Annotated in this window: 20 protein-coding genes; 8 read left to right on the top strand and 12 right to left on the bottom strand. The window is 57.2% G+C overall.

Annotated elements, in window-relative coordinates:
* Positions 1-18: 18 nt before the first annotated feature.
* From VN114_RS10030 to VN114_RS10020, 3 genes are all read right to left on the bottom strand, one after another.
* Complete coding sequence (locus VN114_RS10030; protein WP_325514447.1) at positions 19-792, bottom strand: BPSS1780 family membrane protein; 774 nt, start codon at positions 790-792, stop codon at positions 19-21.
* On the bottom strand, positions 792-1,760 hold the full coding sequence (locus tag VN114_RS10025; protein WP_325514445.1) for a homoserine kinase: 969 nt from the start codon (positions 1,758-1,760) through the stop codon (positions 792-794). The genes VN114_RS10030 and VN114_RS10025 overlap by 1 nt, the downstream gene beginning before the upstream one ends.
* A gap of 79 nt (positions 1,761-1,839) precedes the next feature.
* Positions 1,840-2,256 (bottom strand): DUF2782 domain-containing protein, encoded by a 417-nt coding sequence (locus tag VN114_RS10020; protein WP_325514443.1) that lies wholly within the window; start codon positions 2,254-2,256, stop codon positions 1,840-1,842.
* Positions 2,257-2,532: 276 nt separating this feature from the next.
* Between VN114_RS10020 and polA the strand changes: the two genes are divergently transcribed.
* From polA to VN114_RS10005, 3 genes are all read left to right on the top strand, one after another.
* Complete coding sequence (gene polA, locus VN114_RS10015) at positions 2,533-5,295, top strand: DNA polymerase I (RefSeq protein ID WP_325514441.1); 2,763 nt, start codon at positions 2,533-2,535, stop codon at positions 5,293-5,295.
* A gap of 157 nt (positions 5,296-5,452) precedes the next feature.
* The gene (locus tag VN114_RS10010; protein ID WP_325514439.1) at positions 5,453-6,337 is read left to right on the top strand and encodes a dienelactone hydrolase family protein; all 885 of its coding nucleotides are present in this window, start codon (positions 5,453-5,455) and stop codon (positions 6,335-6,337) included.
* Between the two features lie 201 nt (positions 6,338-6,538).
* The gene (locus VN114_RS10005; protein WP_414694214.1) at positions 6,539-7,267 is read left to right on the top strand and encodes a ZIP family metal transporter; all 729 of its coding nucleotides are present in this window, start codon (positions 6,539-6,541) and stop codon (positions 7,265-7,267) included.
* A gap of 13 nt (positions 7,268-7,280) precedes the next feature.
* Here VN114_RS10005 and VN114_RS10000 read toward each other — a convergent pair whose 3' ends face one another.
* The 3 genes from VN114_RS10000 to VN114_RS09990 form a co-directional block, all read right to left on the bottom strand.
* Positions 7,281-8,132: a sulfurtransferase gene (locus tag VN114_RS10000; RefSeq protein WP_325514438.1), complete on the bottom strand. Its 852-nt coding sequence runs from the start codon at positions 8,130-8,132 to the stop codon at positions 7,281-7,283.
* Between the two features lie 21 nt (positions 8,133-8,153).
* Entirely contained in the window at positions 8,154-9,083 is a 930-nt protein-coding gene (locus VN114_RS09995; protein WP_325514436.1) for a DMT family transporter, read from the bottom strand.
* A 110-nt stretch (positions 9,084-9,193) separates the two neighbouring features.
* Positions 9,194-10,294 carry an aromatic ring-hydroxylating dioxygenase subunit alpha gene (locus tag VN114_RS09990; protein WP_325514435.1) on the bottom strand — a complete coding sequence of 367 codons (1,101 nt, stop codon included), beginning with the start codon at positions 10,292-10,294 and terminating at the stop codon, positions 9,194-9,196.
* Positions 10,295-10,658: 364 nt separating this feature from the next.
* Between VN114_RS09990 and VN114_RS09985 the strand changes: the two genes are divergently transcribed.
* The 4 genes from VN114_RS09985 to folE2 are packed head-to-tail and all read left to right on the top strand — an operon-like array spanning position 10,659 to position 14,540.
* On the top strand, positions 10,659-10,913 hold the full coding sequence (locus VN114_RS09985; RefSeq protein WP_325514434.1) for an exodeoxyribonuclease VII small subunit: 255 nt from the start codon (positions 10,659-10,661) through the stop codon (positions 10,911-10,913).
* Positions 10,914-10,918: 5 nt separating this feature from the next.
* Positions 10,919-11,803: a farnesyl diphosphate synthase gene (locus VN114_RS09980; RefSeq protein WP_325514500.1), complete on the top strand. Its 885-nt coding sequence runs from the start codon at positions 10,919-10,921 to the stop codon at positions 11,801-11,803.
* A 2-nt stretch (positions 11,804-11,805) separates the two neighbouring features.
* Positions 11,806-13,677 carry a 1-deoxy-D-xylulose-5-phosphate synthase gene (dxs, locus tag VN114_RS09975; RefSeq protein ID WP_325514432.1) on the top strand — a complete coding sequence of 624 codons (1,872 nt, stop codon included), beginning with the start codon at positions 11,806-11,808 and terminating at the stop codon, positions 13,675-13,677.
* 56 nt (positions 13,678-13,733) lie between these two features.
* Positions 13,734-14,540: a GTP cyclohydrolase FolE2 gene (gene folE2, locus VN114_RS09970; protein WP_325514430.1), complete on the top strand. Its 807-nt coding sequence runs from the start codon at positions 13,734-13,736 to the stop codon at positions 14,538-14,540.
* An 82-nt stretch (positions 14,541-14,622) separates the two neighbouring features.
* Here folE2 and glcF read toward each other — a convergent pair whose 3' ends face one another.
* From glcF to VN114_RS09950, 4 genes are all read right to left on the bottom strand, one after another.
* Positions 14,623-15,852, bottom strand: coding sequence for a glycolate oxidase subunit GlcF (gene glcF / locus VN114_RS09965; protein WP_325514428.1), 1,230 nt, complete (start codon positions 15,850-15,852; stop codon positions 14,623-14,625).
* 4 nt (positions 15,853-15,856) lie between these two features.
* The gene (gene glcE / locus VN114_RS09960; RefSeq protein WP_325514426.1) at positions 15,857-16,942 is read right to left on the bottom strand and encodes a glycolate oxidase subunit GlcE; all 1,086 of its coding nucleotides are present in this window, start codon (positions 16,940-16,942) and stop codon (positions 15,857-15,859) included.
* A 21-nt stretch (positions 16,943-16,963) separates the two neighbouring features.
* Positions 16,964-18,451, bottom strand: coding sequence for an FAD-linked oxidase C-terminal domain-containing protein (locus VN114_RS09955; protein ID WP_325514425.1), 1,488 nt, complete (start codon positions 18,449-18,451; stop codon positions 16,964-16,966).
* Positions 18,452-18,647: 196 nt separating this feature from the next.
* On the bottom strand, positions 18,648-19,544 hold the full coding sequence (locus VN114_RS09950; RefSeq protein ID WP_325514423.1) for a LysR substrate-binding domain-containing protein: 897 nt from the start codon (positions 19,542-19,544) through the stop codon (positions 18,648-18,650).
* A gap of 227 nt (positions 19,545-19,771) precedes the next feature.
* Here VN114_RS09950 and VN114_RS09945 point away from each other — a divergent pair, with 227 nt between their 5' ends.
* The gene (locus VN114_RS09945) at positions 19,772-20,338 is read left to right on the top strand and encodes a cob(I)yrinic acid a,c-diamide adenosyltransferase (protein ID WP_325514421.1); all 567 of its coding nucleotides are present in this window, start codon (positions 19,772-19,774) and stop codon (positions 20,336-20,338) included.
* 18 nt (positions 20,339-20,356) lie between these two features.
* Here the strand turns inward: VN114_RS09945 and VN114_RS09940 are convergent, their stop codons facing one another.
* On the bottom strand, positions 20,357-20,854 hold the full coding sequence (locus tag VN114_RS09940) for a glutathione peroxidase (protein WP_325514419.1): 498 nt from the start codon (positions 20,852-20,854) through the stop codon (positions 20,357-20,359).
* An 8-nt stretch (positions 20,855-20,862) separates the two neighbouring features.
* Entirely contained in the window at positions 20,863-21,999 is a 1,137-nt protein-coding gene (locus tag VN114_RS09935; protein ID WP_325514418.1) for a PilT/PilU family type 4a pilus ATPase, read from the bottom strand.
* Between the last annotated feature and the right edge of the window lie 126 nt (positions 22,000-22,125).

Here is a 22,125-nt window from a genome sequence, read left to right as displayed (position 1 = left end):
TCGAATTACTGCGTGTTATCAGGACGGCAGAGGTTCCGGCGGCTCGCCGAACATTTGCGTATAGGTCGGATAGAACGAGCAGTACATGATGACTGTCAGCACCATCGACATCGGCAGCATAATGAACACCGATGCGCTGGGTGAGTTCAACAGGGCACCGACCAGCGAGCTTGCGATCACCGGCAGGACGATGCCGATATTGATCCATGCGAAGCCGTAGACAAGAAACGCCTTGCCGGCACGGCGTACGGCGAAGAAGCTGTAGAAGATTGCCTTTCCCACACCCATGCCTTGCCAGCCGATCAGCGGTGCGGCATACCAGAATGCCATCGCTGCGGGTGTGTAGAGCATGGCGGCGAACAGCATTGCCATCGTCATGTTGGATTCACGCACGATATCGGCGTCGATCGCGATCTGGCCGGTAATCGCCTGGAAGAAAACGCCGCCGTCAATCAGGCTGGACGCACCGATTGCAATGATCGCTGCGAGCAGATACAGCATGCCAAGCTTGATCAGCGTACGTACTGCGGGCGAACGAAATCCCGTCAAAAGCAGGTTCGGATAAACGCGCTTGTTCTGCTTGACGTGAACACATGCGTGCATGAACGTCATCGAAAACAACGGCACCAGCACCAGCGGCATCAATTGCCCGATAACGGGCACGATGCCAACCAGCAGCATCAGGAACAGGTAGCCGAAGAACAGTGTCGTCAATTCAGCCGGACGCTTGCTGAAAATCTCGAAACCTTCCTTAACCCAGAGCAGGCCGGTTTTTGCAGGTAATTTATCCATCATCCGTTCGTGGTGAAAAGAGGCGGCGCGGTTTCGGTAATGCGCAAGCGCAGAATCCGTTCGAAATGGCCCGGATCGTGCGGCGTCAGCATTTCCGCTTCGCGCGGCATATGGAAATCATACAACCGCGACAGCCAGAAACGCAGGGCACTGCCGCGCAACATGGTTTGCCAGGCAGATTGTTCGGCGGCAGTGAATGGCCGTTCGCGATGGTATGCATCCAGAATGGCGCGCACACGCGCGGTATCGAGCACGCCGCTATCGAGGTCGATACACCAGTCGTTGACGGTGACGGCAACATCGAACAGCCAGGTATCGCAACCGGCGAAATAGAAATCGAAGAAGCCGCTCAACTGTTCGCCGTCGAACATCACATTGTTGCGGAACAGGTCGGCGTGAATCGGGCCGCTCTGCAATTGCCGGAAAGTATCCGATGCGGCAAAGGCGTTCTGGAATGCCATTTCAGTCGTCAGCAATTGCCTGTCGCTGTCGGACAGGTATTGCATCACGAGCGGTGTCGTTTCGTTCCACCAATCGATGCCACGCAGATTCGGCTGGCGAATCGGGAAATCCTGCGCGGCCACATGCATGCGTGCCAGCATCGCACCGACAGCCGCACAATGGACAGGTTGCGGCGCCAGCTGGCAGTCGCCATGCAACTTGGTCACGATGGCCGCAGGTTTGCCGTGCAGCGCAGTAACGATGGCGCCATCGCGATTGGCGATCGGTGCCGGCACCGATACACCGCGTTCGGCCAGATGGCGCATCAGGTTCAGGTAGAAAGGCAATTGCTCGAACGTCAGTTTTTCGAAAACGGTCAGCACGTACTCGCCGCTGTCGGTCGTGATGAAGAAGTTTGTGTTTTCGATGCCGGACGAAATGCCCTTGATTGCATGCGCGCGGCCGAGATCGAATTGTACGATCCAGCTTGCGAGTTCGTCGAGGCTGACCGAAGTAAATACTGCCATGGATAAATCCGAAAGGACGTTTGATTCGTGAACAAAAAATAACGCACTTGCGTGCGTTATTTGAATGGGACCGCGATGATTACCTGGCGGGTGGCGCCGGGGCAGGTGCCAATGTGTCTACCGGTTCCGATGCCTGAGGTTTGTCGTACGGTGGACCGAAACGGCCGATTTCAAACTGGACCGGTTGCGTGATCGTGCTTTGTGCATCGCCGCTCATCGTGCCCGGTGCATCGTTCGGATGCGCGTAATAGGTGGTGCGACCGGTCTGCACCTTGACTTCGGTCACGCGGCCCTGCGATTTCTTTTCGGTGATTTTCTTCTGCGTATCGGGCGGATTGATCGTCACCGCTGGTGCCTGGCCTTCTTCCAGCGTCATGGTTTGTGGCGGTGGCGGCGCGCTTGGAGCAGCCGGCACGTTCGATTGTGCACTGGCGATTGGTGCGGCAAGAATCGCAGCGGCGAGCGTGACGAGAGACCAGAATCCGGATGTGCGCATGATATAGGGATGAATCGTAATTGTTGGGAATGAATCTATGGGTTCATTGTAGCAAACCGTGTCGTTGCTGCTGAAAATAGTTCTTTTTTGTGACGCAGTTCATACGCACGCTTTGCGCTGCGACAAGTTTTACTGTTCGTCTGACAGCGCGACCGGGCCGGATGGCAAACTCTGCCATAATCGTAGCCGTTTGCCATCCGGCGCTTCGGCTTTCAACACGCATCCAATCGCACGATGGATGCTTCCTGACTGCCGCCATTTCCCCAATCGAACTATATGGACAAGACCCTCTTACTCGTCGATGGCTCCAGCTATCTGTATCGCGCCTTTCATGCGCTGCCCGACCTGCGCAATGCGGAAGGCGCGCCGACCGGTGCCATCTACGGCATGATCAACATGATGCGCCGCCTGCGCAAGGATTATCCGGCGGCGTACATCGCCTGCGTATTCGATGCCAAGGGCAAGACCTTCCGCGACGATCTGTATCCGCAGTACAAGGCGCAACGTGCATCGATGCCGGAGGATTTGACGAAACAGATCGAGCCGATTCACGAAGCGGTGCGTGCGATGGGCTGGCCGATCCTGATGGTCGATGGGATCGAGGCCGACGACGTCATCGGGACGCTGGCGATCGAGGCAGTCAAGCACGGCATGGAAGCGGTCGTATCGACCGGTGACAAGGATCTGGCGCAACTGGTCAATCCGCATGTCACACTGATCAATACGATGAGTAACGAGAAGCTCGATATCGACGGCGTCGTCGCCAAGTTCGGCGTGCCGCCGGAACGTATTGTCGATTACCTGACGCTGGTCGGCGATACCGTCGACAACGTTCCCGGCGTCGACAAGGTTGGTCCGAAGACCGCCGTCAAATGGCTGACGCAATACGGCACGCTGGATGGCGTGATCGAACATGCGGCAGAAATCAAGGGAGCGGTCGGCGAAAACCTGCGACGCGCCCTCGACTGGCTGCCCCAGGCGAAGACGCTGGTCACGGTCAAGACCGATTGCGACCTGTCGCAACACATGACCTCGATTGTCGAATCACTGGTGCAAAAGCCGGAAGACAAGGAGGCAATGGTCGCCTTCTTCAAACGTAACGGATTCAAGACATGGTTGCGCGAATTGACGGAAGACGCGGACAAGGCATCAACGCAGCAGGCACCATCTGCGCCACAGGGCTCACTGTTCGCCGGCGACGCCGATGGCGATTCGCCAGCGATTGCGGAAATCGAAAAGCACTACGAAACGGTGCTGACCGAAGCCGATCTCGATCGCTGGATAGAAAAAATCCACGCAGCCGAACTGACATCGGTCGATACCGAAACGACGTCGCTTGATCAGATGCAGGCGGAACTGGTCGGCATCTCGTTGTGCTGCGAGCCCGGTGTCGCCTGCTACATTCCGGTCGCGCATCGTTATCAGGATGCGCCGCAACAACTCGATCGTAATCTTGTGTTGAACAAATTGCGTACCTGGCTGGAAGACGACAAGCAGGCGAAGGTCGGCCAGCACCTTAAATACGACAGCCACATCTTCGCCAATTACGGCATTGCATTGCGCGGCATCAAACACGACACGATGCTGGAATCGTATGTGTTTGAATCGCATCGCAATCACGATATGGACAGTCTGGCGTTGCGTCACCTGAATCGCAAGACCATCACGTTCCAGGACGTGTGCGGCAAGGGCGCGTCGCAATTGTGTTTCGACCAGGTCGAGATTGCACGCGCGACCGAATATGCGGCCGAAGATGCCGACATCACGATGCAACTGCATCAGACGATGTTGCCGCATGTCGCCGCTGACGAAGGATTGACCTATATCTACGAGCAGATCGAACTGCCGACGGCCGTCGTGCTGCAGAAGATGGAGCGCAATGGTGTGTTGATCGATGCCGGCTTGCTGAATACGCAATCGAATGATCTCGGCAAACGCATGCTTGAAATCGAAAAGAGCGCATACGAACTGGCGGGCCAGCCGTTCAATCTCAATTCGCCGAAACAGATCGGTGAAATCTTCTTTGAAAAACTGCAGCTGCCGGTCGTCAAGAAAACGCCGTCCGGTTCACCATCGACCGATGAAGAAGTGCTGCAGAAGCTCGCCGAGGATTATCCGTTGCCGAAGGTGCTGCTCGAATATCGCAGCCTCTCGAAACTTAAATCGACCTATACCGACAAGCTGCCGAAGATGATCAATCCGCACACCGGCCGCGTGCACACCAATTACGGTCAGGCGATCGCGATCACCGGCCGTCTCTCTTCCAACGATCCGAATCTGCAGAACATTCCGATTCGCACAGCGGAAGGTCGCCGCATTCGCGAAGCGTTTATTGCCGCACCGGGCAGCGTGATCGTTTCCGCCGACTATTCGCAGATCGAGTTACGCATCATGGCGCACATCTCCGGCGACGAAAACATGTTGCGGGCCTTTGCCGAAGGCGAAGACATTCATCGTGCGACTGCGGCGGAAATTTTCGGCATCGAACGTACCGCAGTTGAAAGCGAACAGCGGCGTTATGCCAAGGTCATCAACTTCGGTTTGATCTACGGGATGAGTGCATTCGGGCTGGCCGGCAATCTCGGCATCGAACGCTCGGCGGCGCAAAGCTACATCGAAAAATATTTCTACCGTTTTGCCGGCGTCAAACGCTATATGGATGAAACACGACTGGAAGCCAAGGCGCGTGGGTACGTGCAAACGGTATTCGGACGACGCCTGTGGCTGCCGGAGATCAATTCACCGAACGGCCCGCGCCGTCAGGGCGCCGAACGCGCGGCGATCAACGCGCCGATGCAGGGGACGGCGGCTGATCTGATCAAGTTGTCGATGATCGCCGTCCAGGATTGGCTGGAACATGAAAAACTGCAGTCGAAGATGGTGATGCAGGTGCACGATGAACTGGTGCTGGAAGTGCCGGAAACCGAGCTCGATCTGATCAGGGAAAAGTTACCGCAACTGATGGCCGGTGTTGCGCAGTTGAAGGTGCCGTTGATTGCCGAAGTCGGTGTCGGCAAGAACTGGGATGAAGCACATTGATTGCGTGAACCTTGCGTTTTTTCATGCCGAGCTGGAAGAGAATTCAAGGAACCAAATCGCGCCGCCTCAGCCTTATACAGATTGATTTTCGTGCGTTGCCGTTCTTGCAGCGATGCAGGTATGACAACGATCTTGAGCAAAATGTCTGGAGGTATTCATGAACGACCTGAAAGATGACTTTGACAGCCTGGTGGCAAAAACGCCGTTGTCGGATGGCGTTGATCGTCGCGATTTTCTGAAAACTGCACTCGGTACCGGGTTTGCCGCCGCCGTGCTGCCGGTTAGCGCGCAAAGCGTGATCAAGACCGATGCGACCGGTCTTTCTGTCGGCCAGTTCAATGTCAGCGTGAACGGTCAGGACGTGCCGGTTTACCGTGCACAGCCGGAAGGAAAAACCGACCTGCCGGTGATTCTGGTGATCTCCGAGATTTTCGGCGTGCATGAATACATTGCCGATGTCACCCGCCGGTTTGCAAAACTCGGTTATCTGGCGCTGGCGCCGAACCTGTTCGTGCGACAAGGCGATCCCGGCAAGTATCAATCGATTGCCGAGCTGCAGAAGGAATTGATTTCCAAGGTGCCGGATACGCAGGTCATGGACGATATCGATGCCGTGGTCGCATGGGCAAAAGGCCACGGAGGCAATACAGAAAAGCTTGGCATCACGGGCTTTTGCTGGGGTGGTCGCATCACATGGCTGTATGCCGCGCACAACCCGAAGGTCAAGGCCGGCGTCGCCTGGTACGGTCGACTGGTCGGTACCAACACGCCGCTGACACCGCATCATCCGATCGACATCGCGGCCGGACTCAAAACGCCGATCCTCGGGTTGTATGGTGCACAGGATGCAGGCATTCCTGTCGGTACGATCGAGCAAATGAAGGAAGTGTTGGCGAAAGGCAGCAGCAAGTCGGAATTTGTCGTTTTTCAGAATTCCGGCCATGCATTCCATGCGGACTATCGTCCGAGTTATGTCGAGGCGGATGCGAAGGACGGCTGGAAGCGTTGCGTGGAATGGTTCAAGACGCACGGCGTCGGCTGATGCGATCTTGATGTCGAGTTGATACGGATACAAAGCTGTCCGAATCCTGCAAAAAACGCGGCTATCCGGCCGCGTTTTTCATTTTCCCTTTGCTCTGGCGTGCCGGATATGCTTTAATTTGCAACGCTGTTGCATTTCAATCCGGAGCAAAAAATTACACCCACGCTCGTTTCCATTCTTCTGACCACTGCGATTTCCGGCGTGTTCAGCATTTCCGCCGCCGCGTTGTTCTCGTTCGCATTGCTGTCGAAACTGGTCGAGCGCATGGTCAGCCTGTCGGTCGGCATCCTGCTGGCGACGTCGCTGTTGCACGCGTTGCCGGAAGCGTTCGAATCAAAGGCGGACACGCATGTGCTGTTTGCGATTCTGCTGGCGGGTTTGCTCGGGTTCTTCCTTCTGGAAAAATTCGCGATCCTGCGCCACTCGCATCATCATGAAGACGACGGTCACGGTCATGCGCATGGTCACGATGCAAAGGAGGCCGGCGCGGCTGGTTGGATGATTCTGGTCGGTGATGGCTTGCATAATTTCACCGACGGCATCTTGATTGCCGCGGCTTTCCTGGCCGATCCGCATCTCGGCATCCTGACCGGTCTGGCGATCATTGCACACGAAATCCCGCAGGAAATCGGCGACTTCATCGTGTTGTTGAACGCAGGATTCTCGCGTCGCCGTGCCTATGCATACAACATCATCTGCGGCCTGATGGCCGTCGTTGGCGGCTTCTTCGGCTATGTCATGCTGGATCGTTCGCAGGAATGGATTCCCTACGTGCTGGTATTTGCATCGTCTGGATTCATCTACATCGCCGTCAGCGACCTGATGCCGCAGATGCAGCGTCGCGCGACGATGCGCGAAACGATTCCACAGATTGCCTTGATCGGGCTGGGCGTGGCGATCGTGCTGTTCCTGACGCGCCACGCGCACTGATTTCGGATTCTTTTCAGCCCTTTGCGACCGGGCGCGACGGATCGCTGCACCATTCGCTCCATGAGCCCGGATACAACGCGGCGCCTTTCAATCCAGCGATTTCCATCGCCAGCAGGTTGTGACATGCGGTGACGCCCGAGCCGCATTGCATGATTGCGTCTGCCGGTGCATCGATCAATTGCTTGAAGGCAGAACGCAGTTCCTCCGCCGGTTTGAATCGGCCGTCCGTCTGCAGGTTATCCTTGAAGAAGCGATTCTTCGCATTCGGAATATGGCCGCCGACCGGATCCAGCGTCTCGTTCTCGCCGCGGAAACGATCCGGTGCGCGAGCATCGATGACGGTGCGTTTGCCATCCGTCAGATTTTGCAGCACATCGTTTGCATTGACTGACGCGACCAGCGAAGGGTTGTCGGTCAACGTGCCGAGTGGACGTGGTGACGGTTCGGTCGACAGAAACATGCCGTGCGCCAGCCATGCCGGCAGGCCGCCATCGAGTACCGCCACTGCTTCGTGTCCGACCCAGCGCAGCATCCACCACAGTCGTGCAGCGAACATGCCGCCTTGCGCATCGTAGACCACGACTTGTGTGTTGTCGTTGATGCCGAAGCGACGCAAGGTATCGATGAACGCTGCGCGATCCGGCAACGGATGGCGGCCGCGGAACGTGCCGTCTGCGGCTTTCTTTTCACCGCCGGCGTCGCTGTCGAGATGCACGAACTGCGCATTCGGAAGATGGCCTTCAGCATAGGCGTTGCGCCCGAAGTCAGGATTGGTCAGATCGTGTCGGCAATCGAGCACGACCCAATTTGGTTCAAAAACATGTTCGGCCAATTCAGCCGCGGAAATCAGTGTGGTGTATGTCATGTGCAGTCCTCGGTGGTCGCATCAGAGTTCGGTTGCAATCGGATCGGCCGGCGGCAATTTCTTGCCTGCCGCGGTATTGCGAATATTGTAAAACGTGGCCACGATGCCGCTGGCAAGGATGATCGCAATGCCGAGCCAGCCGGTCAGCCCCAGTGCATCGCTCCAGATCAGAATGCCCCACAGGCTGGAAAACACGATACCCGTATATTGCAGGTTCGCGGTGACCAGGGTGTTGCCAAGACGATAGGCACGCGTCATCGCCATTTGCGCAATCGCGGCCAGCACGCCGATGCTGATCAACAGGAACAGACCGTAGCTTGTATGTTCACGCAACAGATGAATCGGTTCGTCCTGCAAGCCGGTGCCAAACAGGCAGCCAAGCAGGCCGGCGATGAAACCAGTCAGCGAAAAATAAAAGACGACGCGCGATTCGGGTTCGCCGAGCTGGCCGAGTTTGCGCACCTGCAGATAGGCGAGGGCGGACAATGCACCCGAGCAGACGCCGACAAATCCTCCCAGCCACTGATCCTGATGAATCGACGGCCGCAGCAACAGCGTTACGCCGATGAAGCTGGCGACGATTGCAGTGACCAAACCCCATTCGAAACGATGCTTGCCGCCATGCCATGCGGCGACAAAAAGAACGCCCGAAATCCAGATCGGCGCCATGTAATTGAGCGTCATTGCCGTTGCCAGCGGCAGCAGTCCGATGGCAATGAACCACAGCCACAATGCCGTGGTGCCGACAACGCAGCGCCACAGGTGTTGCCAGACCAGATGCGTTTTCAGCGTGCCGCGTTGCTGGCGCATCAGGAAGTAGATGAAGACGACGCCGATCATGCCGCGATAGAGAATGATTTCGGCGACAGAATAGGTGGTGGATGCCAGTTTGACGCAGACGCCCATGATGGAGAAGGCGAAGGTGGCGAACAGCATCCAGAGTGATTGCATGAGACGAAGAAGAAAAGAAGCTGCGAAAAAATGCGGAAAAAATGAATGACGGAAAACGCAAGGCTGCAAAATAAAACCGGCTGAATTATCAGCCGGTTTTGGTGAAGAGATTACACGTCGATATGGCGGCGATACCATTCGTGAAAATGCTGCATGCCGTCTTCCATCGGCGACTGGTACGGCCCGACTTCGTTGACGCCACGATCGAGCAGGATCTTGCGGCCGGCATCCATGCGCAACGCGATTTCATCGTCTTCTTCGCAGGTTTCCATATAGGCGGCGCGTTCGGCCTCGACGAATTCGCGTTCGAACAAGACGATTTCTTCCGGATAGTAGAACTCGACGACGTTGCGCGTTTTCTGCGGGCCGTTCGGCCACAGCGTCGACACCACCAGCACGTGCGGATACCACTCGACCATGATGTTCGGATACAGCGTCAGCCAGATCGCGCCGTACGGCGGTGCTTCGCCGCCACGGAATTGCAGAATCTGTTCCTGCCATTTGCGATATTTCGGCGAGCCGTGCTTGGCCAGCGCGTGATGCACACCGACAGTCTGCACACTGTATTGCTCGCCGAATTCCCATTTCAGGTCGTCGCAGCTGACAAAGCTGCCGAGGCCCGGATGGAACGGTTCGACGTGATAGTCCTCGAGATAAACCTCGATGAAGGTCTTCCAGTTGTAATCGCAGTCGTGCACTTCGACGTGATCCAGCATGTACCCGCTGAAGTCGAGATCCTTGGTGACGCCCAGCTTGCCGAGAATCTGTGCGACGTTGACGTTGTTGTTCTCGAACAGCAGGCCGTTCCAGCTTTGCAGCGGCGTTTTCGACAGATTGAGGCACGGCGTTTCGCCGAAATGCGGCGCGCCGATCAATTCGCCTTTCAGATCGTAGGTCCAGCGATGCAGCGGACACACCAGCGTATTCGCGTTGCCGCGGCCATTGAACATTTTCGCCTGGCGATGACGGCAGACGTTGGACAGCAGTTCGATGCCATGCTGGTTGCGTACCAGCATGCGGCCTTCGTTTTCCCACGCGAGCGTGGCGAAGTCGCCGACGTTCGGCACCATCAACTCATGGCCGGCGTAGCGCGGTCCGTTCAAGAACAGCTGTTGAGTTTCGCGCTTCAAAAGCGCTTCGTCAAAATAGACACTGACAGGAAGTTGCGCGTTGGAGCGCGCGAGTTTGGCGAGACTAGCCAGATCGGACATTCCCCTACCCCCAAATTAATTTGCACCAACCTAAGAGAGAAAGAATCCGCAAAAACCTTTGTTCAACGAGAGATGCAGAGGCAATTTTGGACAGAACCGCAGATTATAGCCGAACGCGTTTCCCGGGGCTACCCTGCGCCAATGTTGGGCAAGGGAAACTTGTTGAAATTGTCAAAAACAAAATATCGGCAGGTCCGCAAGAGGACGTTGTGCGTTCATTTCCGGATTTGCCGTCGTCAGAGACAACGATTTCATTTTTTCTGGTCACTCGACAACCTTGGGGAAACCGGTCGGGTAAGGGTGTTTACGCACCGGAAGGGATGGATTGCACTAAAATAACGGGCTAAACCTTTTTCCAGTCGTCATGTCAAAAAAACTACCCGCTGCAGCGCTGCCGTCATCGTTTGAAGAAGCGATGGCAGAACTCGAACAACTGGTCGCGCGCATGGAAGCGGGCGAACTGCCGCTGGAAGCGGCCGTTGCGGCTTACAAGCGCGGTTCGGAACTGGTCAAGTATTGCGCAGCGCAACTCGAAAAAGTCGACAGTCAGGTCAAGGTGCTGGAAGGCGACATGCTGAAACCGTTCAACGCCGACTCCGCAAGCGGAGAGGATGAATGACGGCGATGCAATCGTTTGACGTCTGGATGAAATCCACGCAGGCGGAAATGGAAGCCGCCTTGTTGCGGCATCTGCCGCCGGCGGATCGAGTTCCGGCCCGCCTGCATGAAGCAATGCAGTATGCCGTGCTCGATGGCGGCAAGCGCGTGCGTCCGTTGTTGGTACATGCGGCCGGTGCACTGTTCGATGCCGACGCTGCGGAACTCGCGCGCGCGGCAGCAGCGGTGGAAATGATTCATACCTATTCGCTGGTGCACGACGACATGCCGTGCATGGACGACGATGCGCTGCGTCGCGGCAAGCCGACCGTGCATGTGAAATACGACGAAGCGTGCGCATTGCTGGTAGGTGACGCGTTGCAGTCGCAGGCATTCGAGATTCTGTCGTCGGGCAATCTGGCTGCCGAACGGCAGTTGGCAATGGTGCGTTTGCTGGCGCAGGCGTCCGGTTCGTACGGCATGTGCGGCGGACAGGCGATCGATCTGGCGAGCGTGGGGCTGCAGTTGTCGCTGGAAGAACTCGAACAGATGCATCGTCTCAAAACAGGCGCGTTGTTACGTGCATCTGTTTTGCTCGGCGCACTTGCCGGCAAGGCGCTGAACGAAGACGAAACGGCGGCGCTGGACGCGTATGCAGCAGCAATCGGTCTGGCATTCCAGGTGGTGGACGATGTGCTCGATGCGACGGCCGATTCGGCCACGCTGGGCAAAACGGCCGGCAAGGATGCGGCGGACAACAAGCCGACCTATGTATCGATTCTGGGGCTGGAACAATCGCGGGCCCTGGCGGAAAAATTGCGTGCCGATGCGCATCGCGCGTTGCAGGCATTCGGAGACAAGGCACAACGTCTGCGCGAAATCGCAGACCTGATCGTGCAGCGGAAGGCATAAGTATGGATTTGCTTCAAACAATCAACGACCCGGCCGAGATCCGGCACCTGTCGCGCCCGCAACTGAAACAGCTGGCCGACGAGTTGCGCGCCTATGTGCTGGAATCGGTTTCGCAAACCGGCGGTCACCTCTCGTCCAATCTGGGCACGGTCGAACTGACGATTGCGCTGCACGCGATTTTCAACACGCCGGAAGATCGCATCGTGTGGGACGTCGGCCATCAAACCTATCCGCACAAGATCCTGACCGGTCGTCGCGACCAGATGCATACGCTGCGTCAGCTCGACGGCATTTCCGGTTTTCCGCGTCGCGACGAAAGTCCGTACGACACCTTCGGCACCGCACATTCGTCGACCTCGATTTCTGCGGCACTCGGCATGGCGCTCGCCGCAAAAACCAAGGGCGAAAATCGTCACGCGATTGCCGTGATCGGCGACGGTGCGATGACTGCCGGCATGGCGTTCGAGGCGATGAACAATGCCGGCATTCATGACGACATCAACCTGCTGGTTGTGCTGAACGATAACGACATGTCGATTTCGCCGCCGGTCGGCGCATTGAACCGTTATCTGGCGCGCCTGATGTCGGGCCAGTTTTACGCAGCCGCGAAAAATGTCGGCAAGAGCGTGTTGCCGGGGCCTGTGCGCGAACTGGCAAAGCGTCTGGAAGAACATGCAAAAGGCATGGTCGTGCCGGCCACGATGTTCGAGGAATTCGGCTTCAACTACATCGGCCCGATCGACGGTCACGATCTCGATTCGCTGATTCCGACGCTGCAGAATCTGAAGCATCTGAAAGGCCCGCAGTTCCTGCATGTGGTGACGCGCAAGGGGCAAGGCTACAAGCTGGCGGAAGCGGACCCGGTGTTGTATCACGGTCCGGGCAAGTTCGACCCGGCCGAAGGCATCAAGCCGGCCACGGCGAAAAAAGTGACCTATACCAGCGTCTTCGGCGACTGGCTGTGCGACATGGCGACAGCTGACGAACGACTGGTCGGCATCACGCCGGCGATGCGCGAAGGCTCCGGCATGGTCGAGTTCGAACGTCGCTTCCCTGGGCGTTATTACGACGTCGGCATTGCGGAACAGCATGCGGTGACATTTGCTGCGGGTATGGCGACGGAAGGATTGAAGCCGGTCGTGGCAATTTATTCGACCTTCCTGCAACGCGGTTACGATCAGTTGATCCATGATGTTGCCTTGCAGAATCTCGATGTGACGTTTGCTCTGGATCGCTCCGGTCTGGTCGGAGCGGATGGCGCGACACATGCAGGCAACTACGATATTGCCTATCTTCGTTGCATTCCAAACATGGTTGTCATGGCGGCATCGGATGAAAACGAGTGTCGTCAGATGCTGTCGACGGCTTTCCAATACAATGGACCCGCGTCGGTGCGGTATCCGCGCGGTGGCGGCATCGGCGCCACGGTGAGCAAAGATCTCGACACAATTCCGCTCGGTACCGGCGAGATCAGGCGCGAGGGTAAAGGCGTCGCGATTCTGGCATTTGGCACGATGGTGGCACCGAGTCTGAAAGCCGGCGACGAGCTGGATGCGACAGTCGCCAACATGCGTTTCATCAAGCCGCTTGATATCGAACTGATCAAGCGACTGGCAGCGACACACGATGCATTGGTCACGGTCGAAGAAGGAGCGGTCATGGGCGGTGCCGGCGCAGCGGTTGCGGAAGCGCTGGCGGCGGAGGGAATCGTCAAGCCGCTATTGATTTTGGGCTTGCCGGATCAATTTATTGATCATGGTGACGCCGGCCAGTTGCTGGCCGCATGCGGTCTGGATGCAAAAGGAATTGCCGCCTCGATCCGGCAACGTTTTTCCAAAGGCGAACCAAGACTGGTCGTCAACAACAAGCAGTAATTTAGTATTCAACGCAGCACTTATTTCGGCTTCGCGCCGACAGGACAGGTTTCACCATGAATACTCGCGATCTCACCCTGAGCGCCATGCCTGACGTGCAGGCCACGCCGGACACCCGGCACATTGTCATCCAGCGCGTCGGCGTCAAGGGTGTGCGCTATCCGGTGACGATCAAGACGTCCGCCGGTACACAACCGTCGGTCGGCACATGGAACATGTACGTTCATCTGGCGGAAGAACAAAAAGGCACGCACATGTCGCGCTTCATTGCGCTGCTGGAAGACCTGAAAGGCCCGCTCGATGTTGCTGCGTTCAGCAAGCTGATGCACGACATGCTGGCTTTGCTGGAAGCGAACGCCGGCCGCATCGAGGTTTCATTCCCGTATTTCATCAACAAGACTGCGCCGGTTTCCGGCGTGCAGAGCCTGATGGATTACGAAGTCGGCCTGACCGGCGAGATCAAGAATGGCGCGCTGGAAATCACACTGAAAGTTTTGGTGCCGGTCACCAGCTTGTGCCCATGCTCGAAGAAGATTTCAGCGTACGGCGCGCACAACCAGCGCTCGCACATCACCGTGCATGCGGTGATGAACGGCGATTTCGTCGTCGAGGATCTGATTTCGAAGATCGAGGCGCAGGCGTCGTGCGAACTGTACGGTTTGCTGAAGCGTCCGGATGAAAAATACGTGACTGAACGCGCCTACGACAATCCGAAGTTCGTCGAGGATCTGGTGCGCGACGTGGCGGTAATGCTGAACAATGAAGAACGCGTTTTGGCTTACACGCTGGAAGCGGAAAATTTCGAGTCGATCCACAATCACTCGGCGTACGCGCTGATCGAGAAAGACAAGCGCTTGAAATGACCTTTGCGTGATGCGCGGTTCTCTGCATGAAAAAAGCCATTCGATCGAATGGCTTTTTTATTGATGTTTGCTGAATAGTCAATCAGGTTCCGGACAACGCGCGGTCAATCAATTCGATCCAGTGTTCAACCGGCATATCGGTCCCCGATTGCAAGTGCGTCAGGCAGCCGATGTTGGCGGAAACGATTCTCTCCGCGCCGGTTGCTTCCAGATTGGCGACCTTGCGATCGCGCAGCTGATATGACAGGTCGGGATGCAACACAGAATACGTGCCGGCAGAACCACAGCACAGATGACTGTCGGCGCACAGTTGCACATCGATGCCGACTGCACGCAATAACTGCTCGACCTTGCCGCGTATCTGTTGCCCATGTTGCAGCGTGCATGGCGGATGCCAGGCGACGCGTTGGTTCATTTTTCCTGCGAGTCGGCTTGCCAGTTCGTTTTCGAATTCCGGCAGGATCTCGCTGAGATCTTTTGTCATGGCGGAAATGCGTCGCGCTTTTTCTGCATAAGCCGCATCATCGATCAACAGATGGCCGTAATCCTTGACCATCACGCCGCAGCCGGATGCCGTCATCACGATCGCTTCTGCGCCGTCTTCCACCAGCGGCCACCACGCATCGATATTGCGGCGCATGTCGTCGAGCGCGCCGTCCTGATCGTTCAGGTGATGGCGGATGGCACCGCAGCAGCCGGCTTTCGGCGCGACTTGCAACTGCACGCCGAGTGCGTCGAAGACGCGTGCCGTTGCGGCATTGATGTTCGGCGCCATCGCCGGTTGTACGCAACCGTCCAGCAGAAGCATCTTGCGTGCATGTGCACGTGCCGGCCACGCCCCCGCTGGTTGCGCGCGCGGCACCTTGTTCTTCAACGATTTCGGCAACAATGGCCGGAACAGTTGTCCGGTCTTCATCGCCGGCGTGAAAAGCCATTTGCGCGGCAGGAATTCCTTCAGCAATGTGCGCTTCCATTGTTGCGACAACGGGTAGGCAACGCGTTCCGCTACGACCTTGCGGCCGATGTCGACCAGGCGTCCGTATTGCACGCCGGACGGGCAGGTCGTTTCGCAATTGCGACAAGTCAGGCAACGATCAAGATGCAGTTGCGTCTTGGCCGTTGGTTCCTTGCCTTCCAGTACCTGCTTGATCAGATAAATGCGGCCGCGCGGGCCATCGAGTTCATCGCCCAGCAACTGATAGGTGGGACAGGTCGCCGTGCAGAAACCGCAATGCACGCAATTGCGCAGAATCGTGTCCGCTTCCTGGCCTTCGCGCGTGTCTTTGATGAAATCGGCTAGATTGGTTTGCATGTCTCTATGCCGCCTGATGCGAAGGGTGCGATGCATACATGCGACCCGGATTGAAAATGGCATGCGGATCGAACGCGTGCTGCAGGTTTTGCTGGATGCGCGCAACAGCAGCTGGCAGCGGATGAAACACACCGACGTCCTTGTCGCCGCCACGGAATAATGTCGCATGACCGCCGACCGTCGCCGCGGCCGCGCGAATTGCATCGGCCGATCTTGACGAAATGTCGTTCGTTCGCAACCAGCGTTGCGCGCCGCCCCATTCGATCAATTGTGTGCCCTCGAGGGCAAGCGGTGTCGCTACCGACGGCAGCGACAGACGCCACAGAACATTCGATTGTTCGAAGAAATCATTGCTCTGCTCGCGCATCGCCAGCCAGAAATTGTCGGCATCCGCCATCTCGTCGCCACCGATCAGTTTGCGTGCCGCCGTGATCGCCGCCTGCGCACCGGAAAGCCGCACCGCCAGCGTGCCGTCATACCAGGCACTGGCGGAAATCGGCAGGGACTTTCCGCCCCATTCGTTGAGACGGCGAACCGCTTCCTGCTCCGTCATGGCGAGACGCAAGGTGGTTTCCGCAAACGGTTTCGGCAATACCTTCAGCGAGACTTCAAGGATCAATCCCAACGTACCGAGCGAACCGGCCAGCAAGCGCGAGACGTCGTAGCCCGCGACATTCTTCATCACCTGTCCGCCGAAATGCAGGATCTCGCCCTTGCCATTCATCAGCGCTGCGCCCAGCACGAAGTCGCGCACTGCACCCACAGCGACACGACGCGGGCCGGACAGGCCGCTGGCAACCATGCCGCCGACTGTCGCATCGTTGCCAAAGTGCGGCGGTTCGAAAGCGAGCATCTGATTGTGCTGCGCGAGCGCGGTTTCCACTTCCGTCAACGGTGTGCCGCTGCGTACCGTGATGACCAGTTCGGTCGGATCGTAGGACACGATGCCGGAATAGGCGCGCGTATTCACAATGTCGCCGACCGGCTCGCGACCGTACCAATCCTTGCTGCCGCTACCGCGGATGCACAACGGCTGGTTGCGGCTGGACGCCAGGATCTGGTCACGAAATTGTGCGAGTTGCTGTTCCATTGATGGCTGACTAGAAGCGGGCTAAAAGCGCGGCAGATCTGGGAACTTCAGCATGCCGCGACGTACGTGCATCTTGCCGTATTCGGCACAGCGCTGAAGTGTTGGAATGGCCTTGTTCGGATTGAGCAGCATTGGCGGATCGAAGGCTGCCTTGACGCCGAAAAAGGCATCGATTTCTGCACGCGAAAACTGCACGCACATCTGATTGATTTTTTCCAGCCCGACGCCGTGTTCGCCTGTGATCGTGCCGCCTACGGCGACGCACATTTCCAGAATCTCTGCACCGAACAATTCGGCGCGATGGAATTCATCGGCAAGGTTGGCGTCGAACAGGATCAGCGGATGCAGATTGCCGTCACCGGCGTGAAAAACATTCGCGCAACGCAAGCCGTATTTCAATTCCATCTTCGAGATGCCGAGCAGCACATCGGCCAGACTGCGACGCGGAATGGTGCCGTCGATACAATAGTAATCAGGAGAGATGCGCCCCGCTGCAGGGAACGCATTCTTGCGACCCGACCAGAACTTCAGGCGTTCCGCTTCATCGCGCGAAACGGAAATGGCCGTCGCACCGGAATCCTTCAGCACATCGATCATGCGCGCGATTTCCTCGTCGACTTCTTCCGGAATGCCGTCCGATTCGCATAGCAGCAATGCTTCCGCATCGATGTCGTAACCCGCCTTGACGAAAGGTTCGACCATGCGCGTCGATGTCTTGTCCATCATTTCCAGGCCGGCCGGAATGATGCCGGCCGCGATCACGTTCGCGACTGCATCGCCACCCTTGGTAACGTCGTCGAACGACGCCAGGATCACGCGCGCCTGTTGCGGTTTCGGAATCAGGCGCACGGTCACTTCCGTTACGACGCCGAGCATGCCTTCCGAACCGATGAAAACAGCGAGTAAATCGAGGCCGGGCGCATCGAGCGCGGTGCCGCCGAGTTCGACGATGTCGCCTTCGATCGTCACCATGCGCACGCGCATCACGTTGTGTACGGTCAGGCCGTATTTCAGGCAATGCACACCGCCGGAATTTTCTGCCACGTTGCCGCCGATCGTGCAGGCAATCTGCGATGACGGATCGGGCGCGTAATACAGCCCGAGTGGCGCTACCGCTTCCGATATGGCCAGATTGCGTACGCCTGGTTGCACGACTGCCGTGCGTGAATACGCATCGACGTTGACGATGCGGTTCATGCGCGCAGTCGACAGCACGACGCCGTCGGCAATCGGCATCGCGCCGCCGGACAGTCCGGTTCCTGCACCACGCGGCACGATTTTTACTTTGAGCGCATGGCAGATTTTCAGAACCGCGACGACCTGTTCCTCGTTGTCGGGCAAGGCCACGACCATCGGCAATTGTGCGTAGGCAGCGAGTCCGTCGCATTCATACGGGCGTGTGTCTTCGTCGTTGAACAGCACGCTGCGTTCCGGCAGCACGGCACGCAACGCATTGACGACCGTGCGCTGATGTTCTGCCGTGAAGGGTGCTGCGGAAGTGGTATGCATTGCGATCCGGTCGATGTCCTGTTGCCGCCGGTGCGCAATCGTGCGCACTGTTCTGTTTCAGCGGAACTAGAGTGTAGCGAATCGTCCTGTCGTGCGAGGGTGAAAAATATTCAACTGATTACGATGATGTCCGATGAGCATGAACGGTTGGGAATGCAATGCGTTCGGCTACATCGGCATCAAGGTCTGATTCGGATCACATCAGTCGTTGTGATTTGAAGCGTGACTTCATCCATTCCAACAATGCGGCAACCTCCGGCCGGTCGCGCGCGTTGCGTTCGTACACCAGATAGTAGGCGTGTTGCGGCGTTGCCAGTTTGATGTCGAACAGCGGAACCATCTCGCCCTTCTTGATCATTTCGCTGGCAAAGTGTCCGCGTGCGAGTGCGATGCCGTAACCGTGACGCACCGCTTCCAGCAGCAAGCCGAGATCGTCGAAGCGCAATCCGGTGGAAGGTTCCGGCCAATCCAGTCCTGCCGCCTCGAACCACGATTGCCAGGGCTCCAGCGCAGAGCGCAGTAATTGCGCTTTCTTCAGATCCGCGGGTTTGTCGATGCCACCGATCTTTTTCAGATAGGCCGGGCTCGCCACCGGGAACACCGGTTCCTCGAACAATTTTTCCGTCACCAGATCCGGATACTTGCCGGCACCGAAGCGGACTTCGACATCAGTTTCCGACAGGCTCATGTCGTACAGCGGAACCGACAGATAGGTTTCGATCGTGACGTCCGGCTGCAGTGCCATGAACTCGTGCAGATGCGGCAGGAACAAATAGCGTGCGAATGTGGGCGGCACCGTGACCTTGAGTCGCGGTTGTGCCTGTGTGTGCTTGTAGGGCAGCGGAAAATCCGCCAGCGAGCGTAATGCGTCGCGTACAACGTCCAGATAGCGGCGACCGAATTCGGTCAGGCTGACGCTGCGGCCATCGCGTACGAACAAGCGTTCGCCGACAAATTCTTCGAGCAGACGGATGCGATGGGAAAAGGCTGATGGAGTAATGCACAACTCTTCCGCGGCGATGGCAAATGAACCGTGGCGCGCGGCTGCTTCAAAAGCGGACAAGGCATGTACGGGTGGAAGTCTGATGGCCATTGCATCCATTCATATTTTTGGGTCAATAGGGGATTTTACCGGTTCGGCAGGTTTGTCTGCATGTGTATCGCACCCCTTGGTTAAATATTTACCCGGATAGCGTGAGTCTGGTTCCCGGTTGTGCTCTGCCATCACCCGCCAGTCTTTATCGATTTCATTCCCAAAGAAAGGACGCGCCCCGGCTTTTCCCGTATTCTCGAGAATTCTTTTTTACGTTTTTCGACATCATGGGTAATCGACTTTCAAAAATCGCGACACGTACCGGCGACAACGGCACGACTGGATTGGGCGATGGCAGCCGCGTCGACAAGGATGCGCTGCGTGTGCAGGCGATGGGCGATGTGGATGAGCTGAACTCGCATATCGGATTGCTGCTGTGCGAGGAGTTGCCCGCCGTATTGCGCGAAGAACTCATTTCCATTCAGCACGATCTGTTCGATATGGGCGGCGAACTCTGCATTCCCGGTTACACGCTGATCCACGACGCGCAGATCGCACGGCTCGATACCCTGCTGGCAAAGTACAACGCAGACCTGCCGGCGTTGCAGGAATTCATCCTGCCGGCCGGATCGCGTGCTGCGGCGCAGTCACATGTCTGCCGTACCGTTTGCCGTCGTGCAGAGCGCACCATTGTCAGCCTGGGAAAGACGGAGAACATCAACGACAATCCGCGCCGATACGCCAATCGCCTGTCGGATCTGCTGTTTGTGCTGTCGCGCGTGCTGAACCGGTTTGCGGGTGGCGGCGATGTGTTGTGGGAGAAGGATCGCATGCGGGAAATCGACGCAAAATAATTCGATGCCGGTGATGCGTTATCTTGCCAGCAACATTTCGATATCGGCAATTAGTTCTTCCGGTTTTGTTTGCGGCGCATAACGCCTGAAAACCTTGCCATCCTTGCCGACCAGGAACTTGGTGAAATTCCATTTGATGGCTTCGCTGCCCAGCAGGCCAGGCGCTGCGTGTTTCAGATGCTTGAACAGCGGTTCAGCATCGCTACCGTTGACGTCGATCTTTTCAAACAGTTGAAACGTCACGCCGTAATTCTTTTCGCAGAACGCGCCGATTTCATCCGCATTGCCCGGTTCCTGGCTGCCGAACTGGTTGCACGGAAATCCGAGCACTTCCACACCCTTGTCCTTGAACTGTTGATACACCGCTTCCAGACCCTTGTACTGTGGCGTGAAGCCGCATTTGCTGGCGGTGTTGACGATCAGCAGGATCTTGCCGCGATACTGCGCCAGATCGACCGGAGCGCCGGTCAATGCAGTGACAGTAAAGTCGTGAACGGAATGTGCGCTATTGCTCATGTCGTTGCTCACACGATCCCGAGATGTTCGGTGCCCTTGGTCAGATCGCGACCATGCGCTTCCTTGCCGTGGAGTTTGATCGACAGGCGCAGATCGTTGACCGAATCGGCATTGCGCAGTGCATCTTCGTAACTGATCTTGCCGGCTTCGTACAGATCGAATAGTGCCTGATCAAAGGTTTGCATGCCGAGTTCGCGTGACTTCTTCATGATCTCCTTGATCTCATGCACTTCGCCCTTGAAGATCAGGTCGGAAATCAGCGGCGAATTCAGCATGATCTCGACAGCCACGCAGCGGCCTTTCGTATCCTTCAACGGAATCAGGCGTTGCGACAGCATCGCTTTCAGGTTCAGCGACAAATCCATCAGCAGCTGCTGACGCCGTTCTTCAGGGAAGAAGTTGATGATGCGATCCAGCGCCTGATTCGAACTGTTGGCGTGCATCGTTGCCAGGCAAAGGTGGCCGGTTTCTGCAAAGGCGATCGCGTAGTCCATCGTCTCGCGATCACGAATCTCGCCAATGAAAATGACGTCCGGCGCCTGCCGCAGCGTGTTCTTCAGTGCGACACCCCAGTCTTCGGTATCGACACCGATTTCGCGTTGGGTGATGACGCAGTTCCTGTGCGGGTGCACGTATTCGACCGGGTCCTCGATCGTGATGATGTGACCGTAGCTGTTTTCATTGCGATAGCCGAGCATGCCGGCCAGCGTCGTTGACTTGCCGGACCCAGTCGCGCCGACCATGATGACGAGGCCGCGCTTGGTCATCACGACATCTTTCAGTGTATCCGGCACGCCGAGGTCTTCCAGCTTGGGGATCGAGGTGGTGATGGTTCGCAGCACCATGCCGACCTTGCCCTGTTGCACGAAAGCGGAGACGCGGAAGCGACCGATGCCGCCGGGGCTGATTGCGAAGTTGCATTCCTTGCTTGCCTCGAATTCGGCGGCCTGCTTGTCGCTCATGATCGCGCGCGCCAGTTCGACCGTGTGTTGCGGTGTCAGCGGCTGGTTCGATACCTGGGTCATCTTGCCGTCGATCTTGAACGCCGGCGGAAACTCTGCCGTGATGAAAAGATCGGAGCCGTTCTTGCTGAGCATCAGGCGCAGCAAGTCGTACATGAATTTGGTGGCTTGATCGCGTTCCATGCTGCTGCTCCTTCGTTATTCGATTCGTTCAGCCGTGTGGCCGGTACGTGTTGTCTGCCTGTGCGTCGATTCTGCAGCGGACAGGTTGACCTGGATGCTCACCCCACCTCGCGTCTTGCAAGCCGT

Origin of the sequence: Oxalicibacterium sp., assembly GCF_035565035.1 — a bacterium.
In the GTDB taxonomy this organism is placed as follows: Bacteria; Pseudomonadota; Gammaproteobacteria; order Burkholderiales; family Burkholderiaceae_D; genus Oxalicibacterium.
The sequence above is the reverse complement of the archived record's forward strand: the minus strand, read 5'-3'. Positions and strand labels throughout refer to the sequence as shown.

Excerpts from the sequence above, each read along its gene's own strand:
- VN114_RS10010 (WP_325514439.1), top strand. The coding sequence starts at position 5,453 with ATGAACGACCTGAAAGATGACTTTGACAGCCTGGTGGCAAAAACGCCG.
- VN114_RS10030 (WP_325514447.1), bottom strand. The coding sequence starts at position 792 with ATGGATAAATTACCTGCAAAAACCGGCCTGCTCTGGGTTAAGGAAGGT.
- VN114_RS10025 (WP_325514445.1), bottom strand. The coding sequence starts at position 1,760 with ATGGCAGTATTTACTTCGGTCAGCCTCGACGAACTCGCAAGCTGGATC.
- glcE (WP_325514426.1), bottom strand. The coding sequence starts at position 16,942 with ATGGAACAGCAACTCGCACAATTTCGTGACCAGATCCTGGCGTCCAGC.
- VN114_RS09945 (WP_325514421.1), top strand. The coding sequence starts at position 19,772 with ATGGGTAATCGACTTTCAAAAATCGCGACACGTACCGGCGACAACGGC.
- VN114_RS10000 (WP_325514438.1), bottom strand. The coding sequence starts at position 8,132 with ATGACATACACCACACTGATTTCCGCGGCTGAATTGGCCGAACATGTT.
- VN114_RS09985 (WP_325514434.1), top strand. The coding sequence starts at position 10,659 with ATGTCAAAAAAACTACCCGCTGCAGCGCTGCCGTCATCGTTTGAAGAA.
- VN114_RS09940 (WP_325514419.1), bottom strand. The coding sequence starts at position 20,854 with ATGAGCAATAGCGCACATTCCGTTCACGACTTTACTGTCACTGCATTG.
- VN114_RS10020 (WP_325514443.1), bottom strand. The coding sequence starts at position 2,256 with ATGCGCACATCCGGATTCTGGTCTCTCGTCACGCTCGCCGCTGCGATT.
- glcF (WP_325514428.1), bottom strand. The coding sequence starts at position 15,852 with ATGCAAACCAATCTAGCCGATTTCATCAAAGACACGCGCGAAGGCCAG.
- VN114_RS09990 (WP_325514435.1), bottom strand. The coding sequence starts at position 10,294 with ATGTCCGATCTGGCTAGTCTCGCCAAACTCGCGCGCTCCAACGCGCAA.
- VN114_RS09950 (WP_325514423.1), bottom strand. The coding sequence starts at position 19,544 with ATGGCCATCAGACTTCCACCCGTACATGCCTTGTCCGCTTTTGAAGCA.
- dxs (WP_325514432.1), top strand. The coding sequence starts at position 11,806 with ATGGATTTGCTTCAAACAATCAACGACCCGGCCGAGATCCGGCACCTG.
- folE2 (WP_325514430.1), top strand. The coding sequence starts at position 13,734 with ATGAATACTCGCGATCTCACCCTGAGCGCCATGCCTGACGTGCAGGCC.
- VN114_RS09995 (WP_325514436.1), bottom strand. The coding sequence starts at position 9,083 with ATGCAATCACTCTGGATGCTGTTCGCCACCTTCGCCTTCTCCATCATG.
- VN114_RS09955 (WP_325514425.1), bottom strand. The coding sequence starts at position 18,451 with ATGCATACCACTTCCGCAGCACCCTTCACGGCAGAACATCAGCGCACG.
- polA (WP_325514441.1), top strand. The coding sequence starts at position 2,533 with ATGGACAAGACCCTCTTACTCGTCGATGGCTCCAGCTATCTGTATCGC.
- VN114_RS09935 (WP_325514418.1), bottom strand. The coding sequence starts at position 21,999 with ATGGAACGCGATCAAGCCACCAAATTCATGTACGACTTGCTGCGCCTG.
- VN114_RS09980 (WP_325514500.1), top strand. The coding sequence starts at position 10,919 with ATGCAATCGTTTGACGTCTGGATGAAATCCACGCAGGCGGAAATGGAA.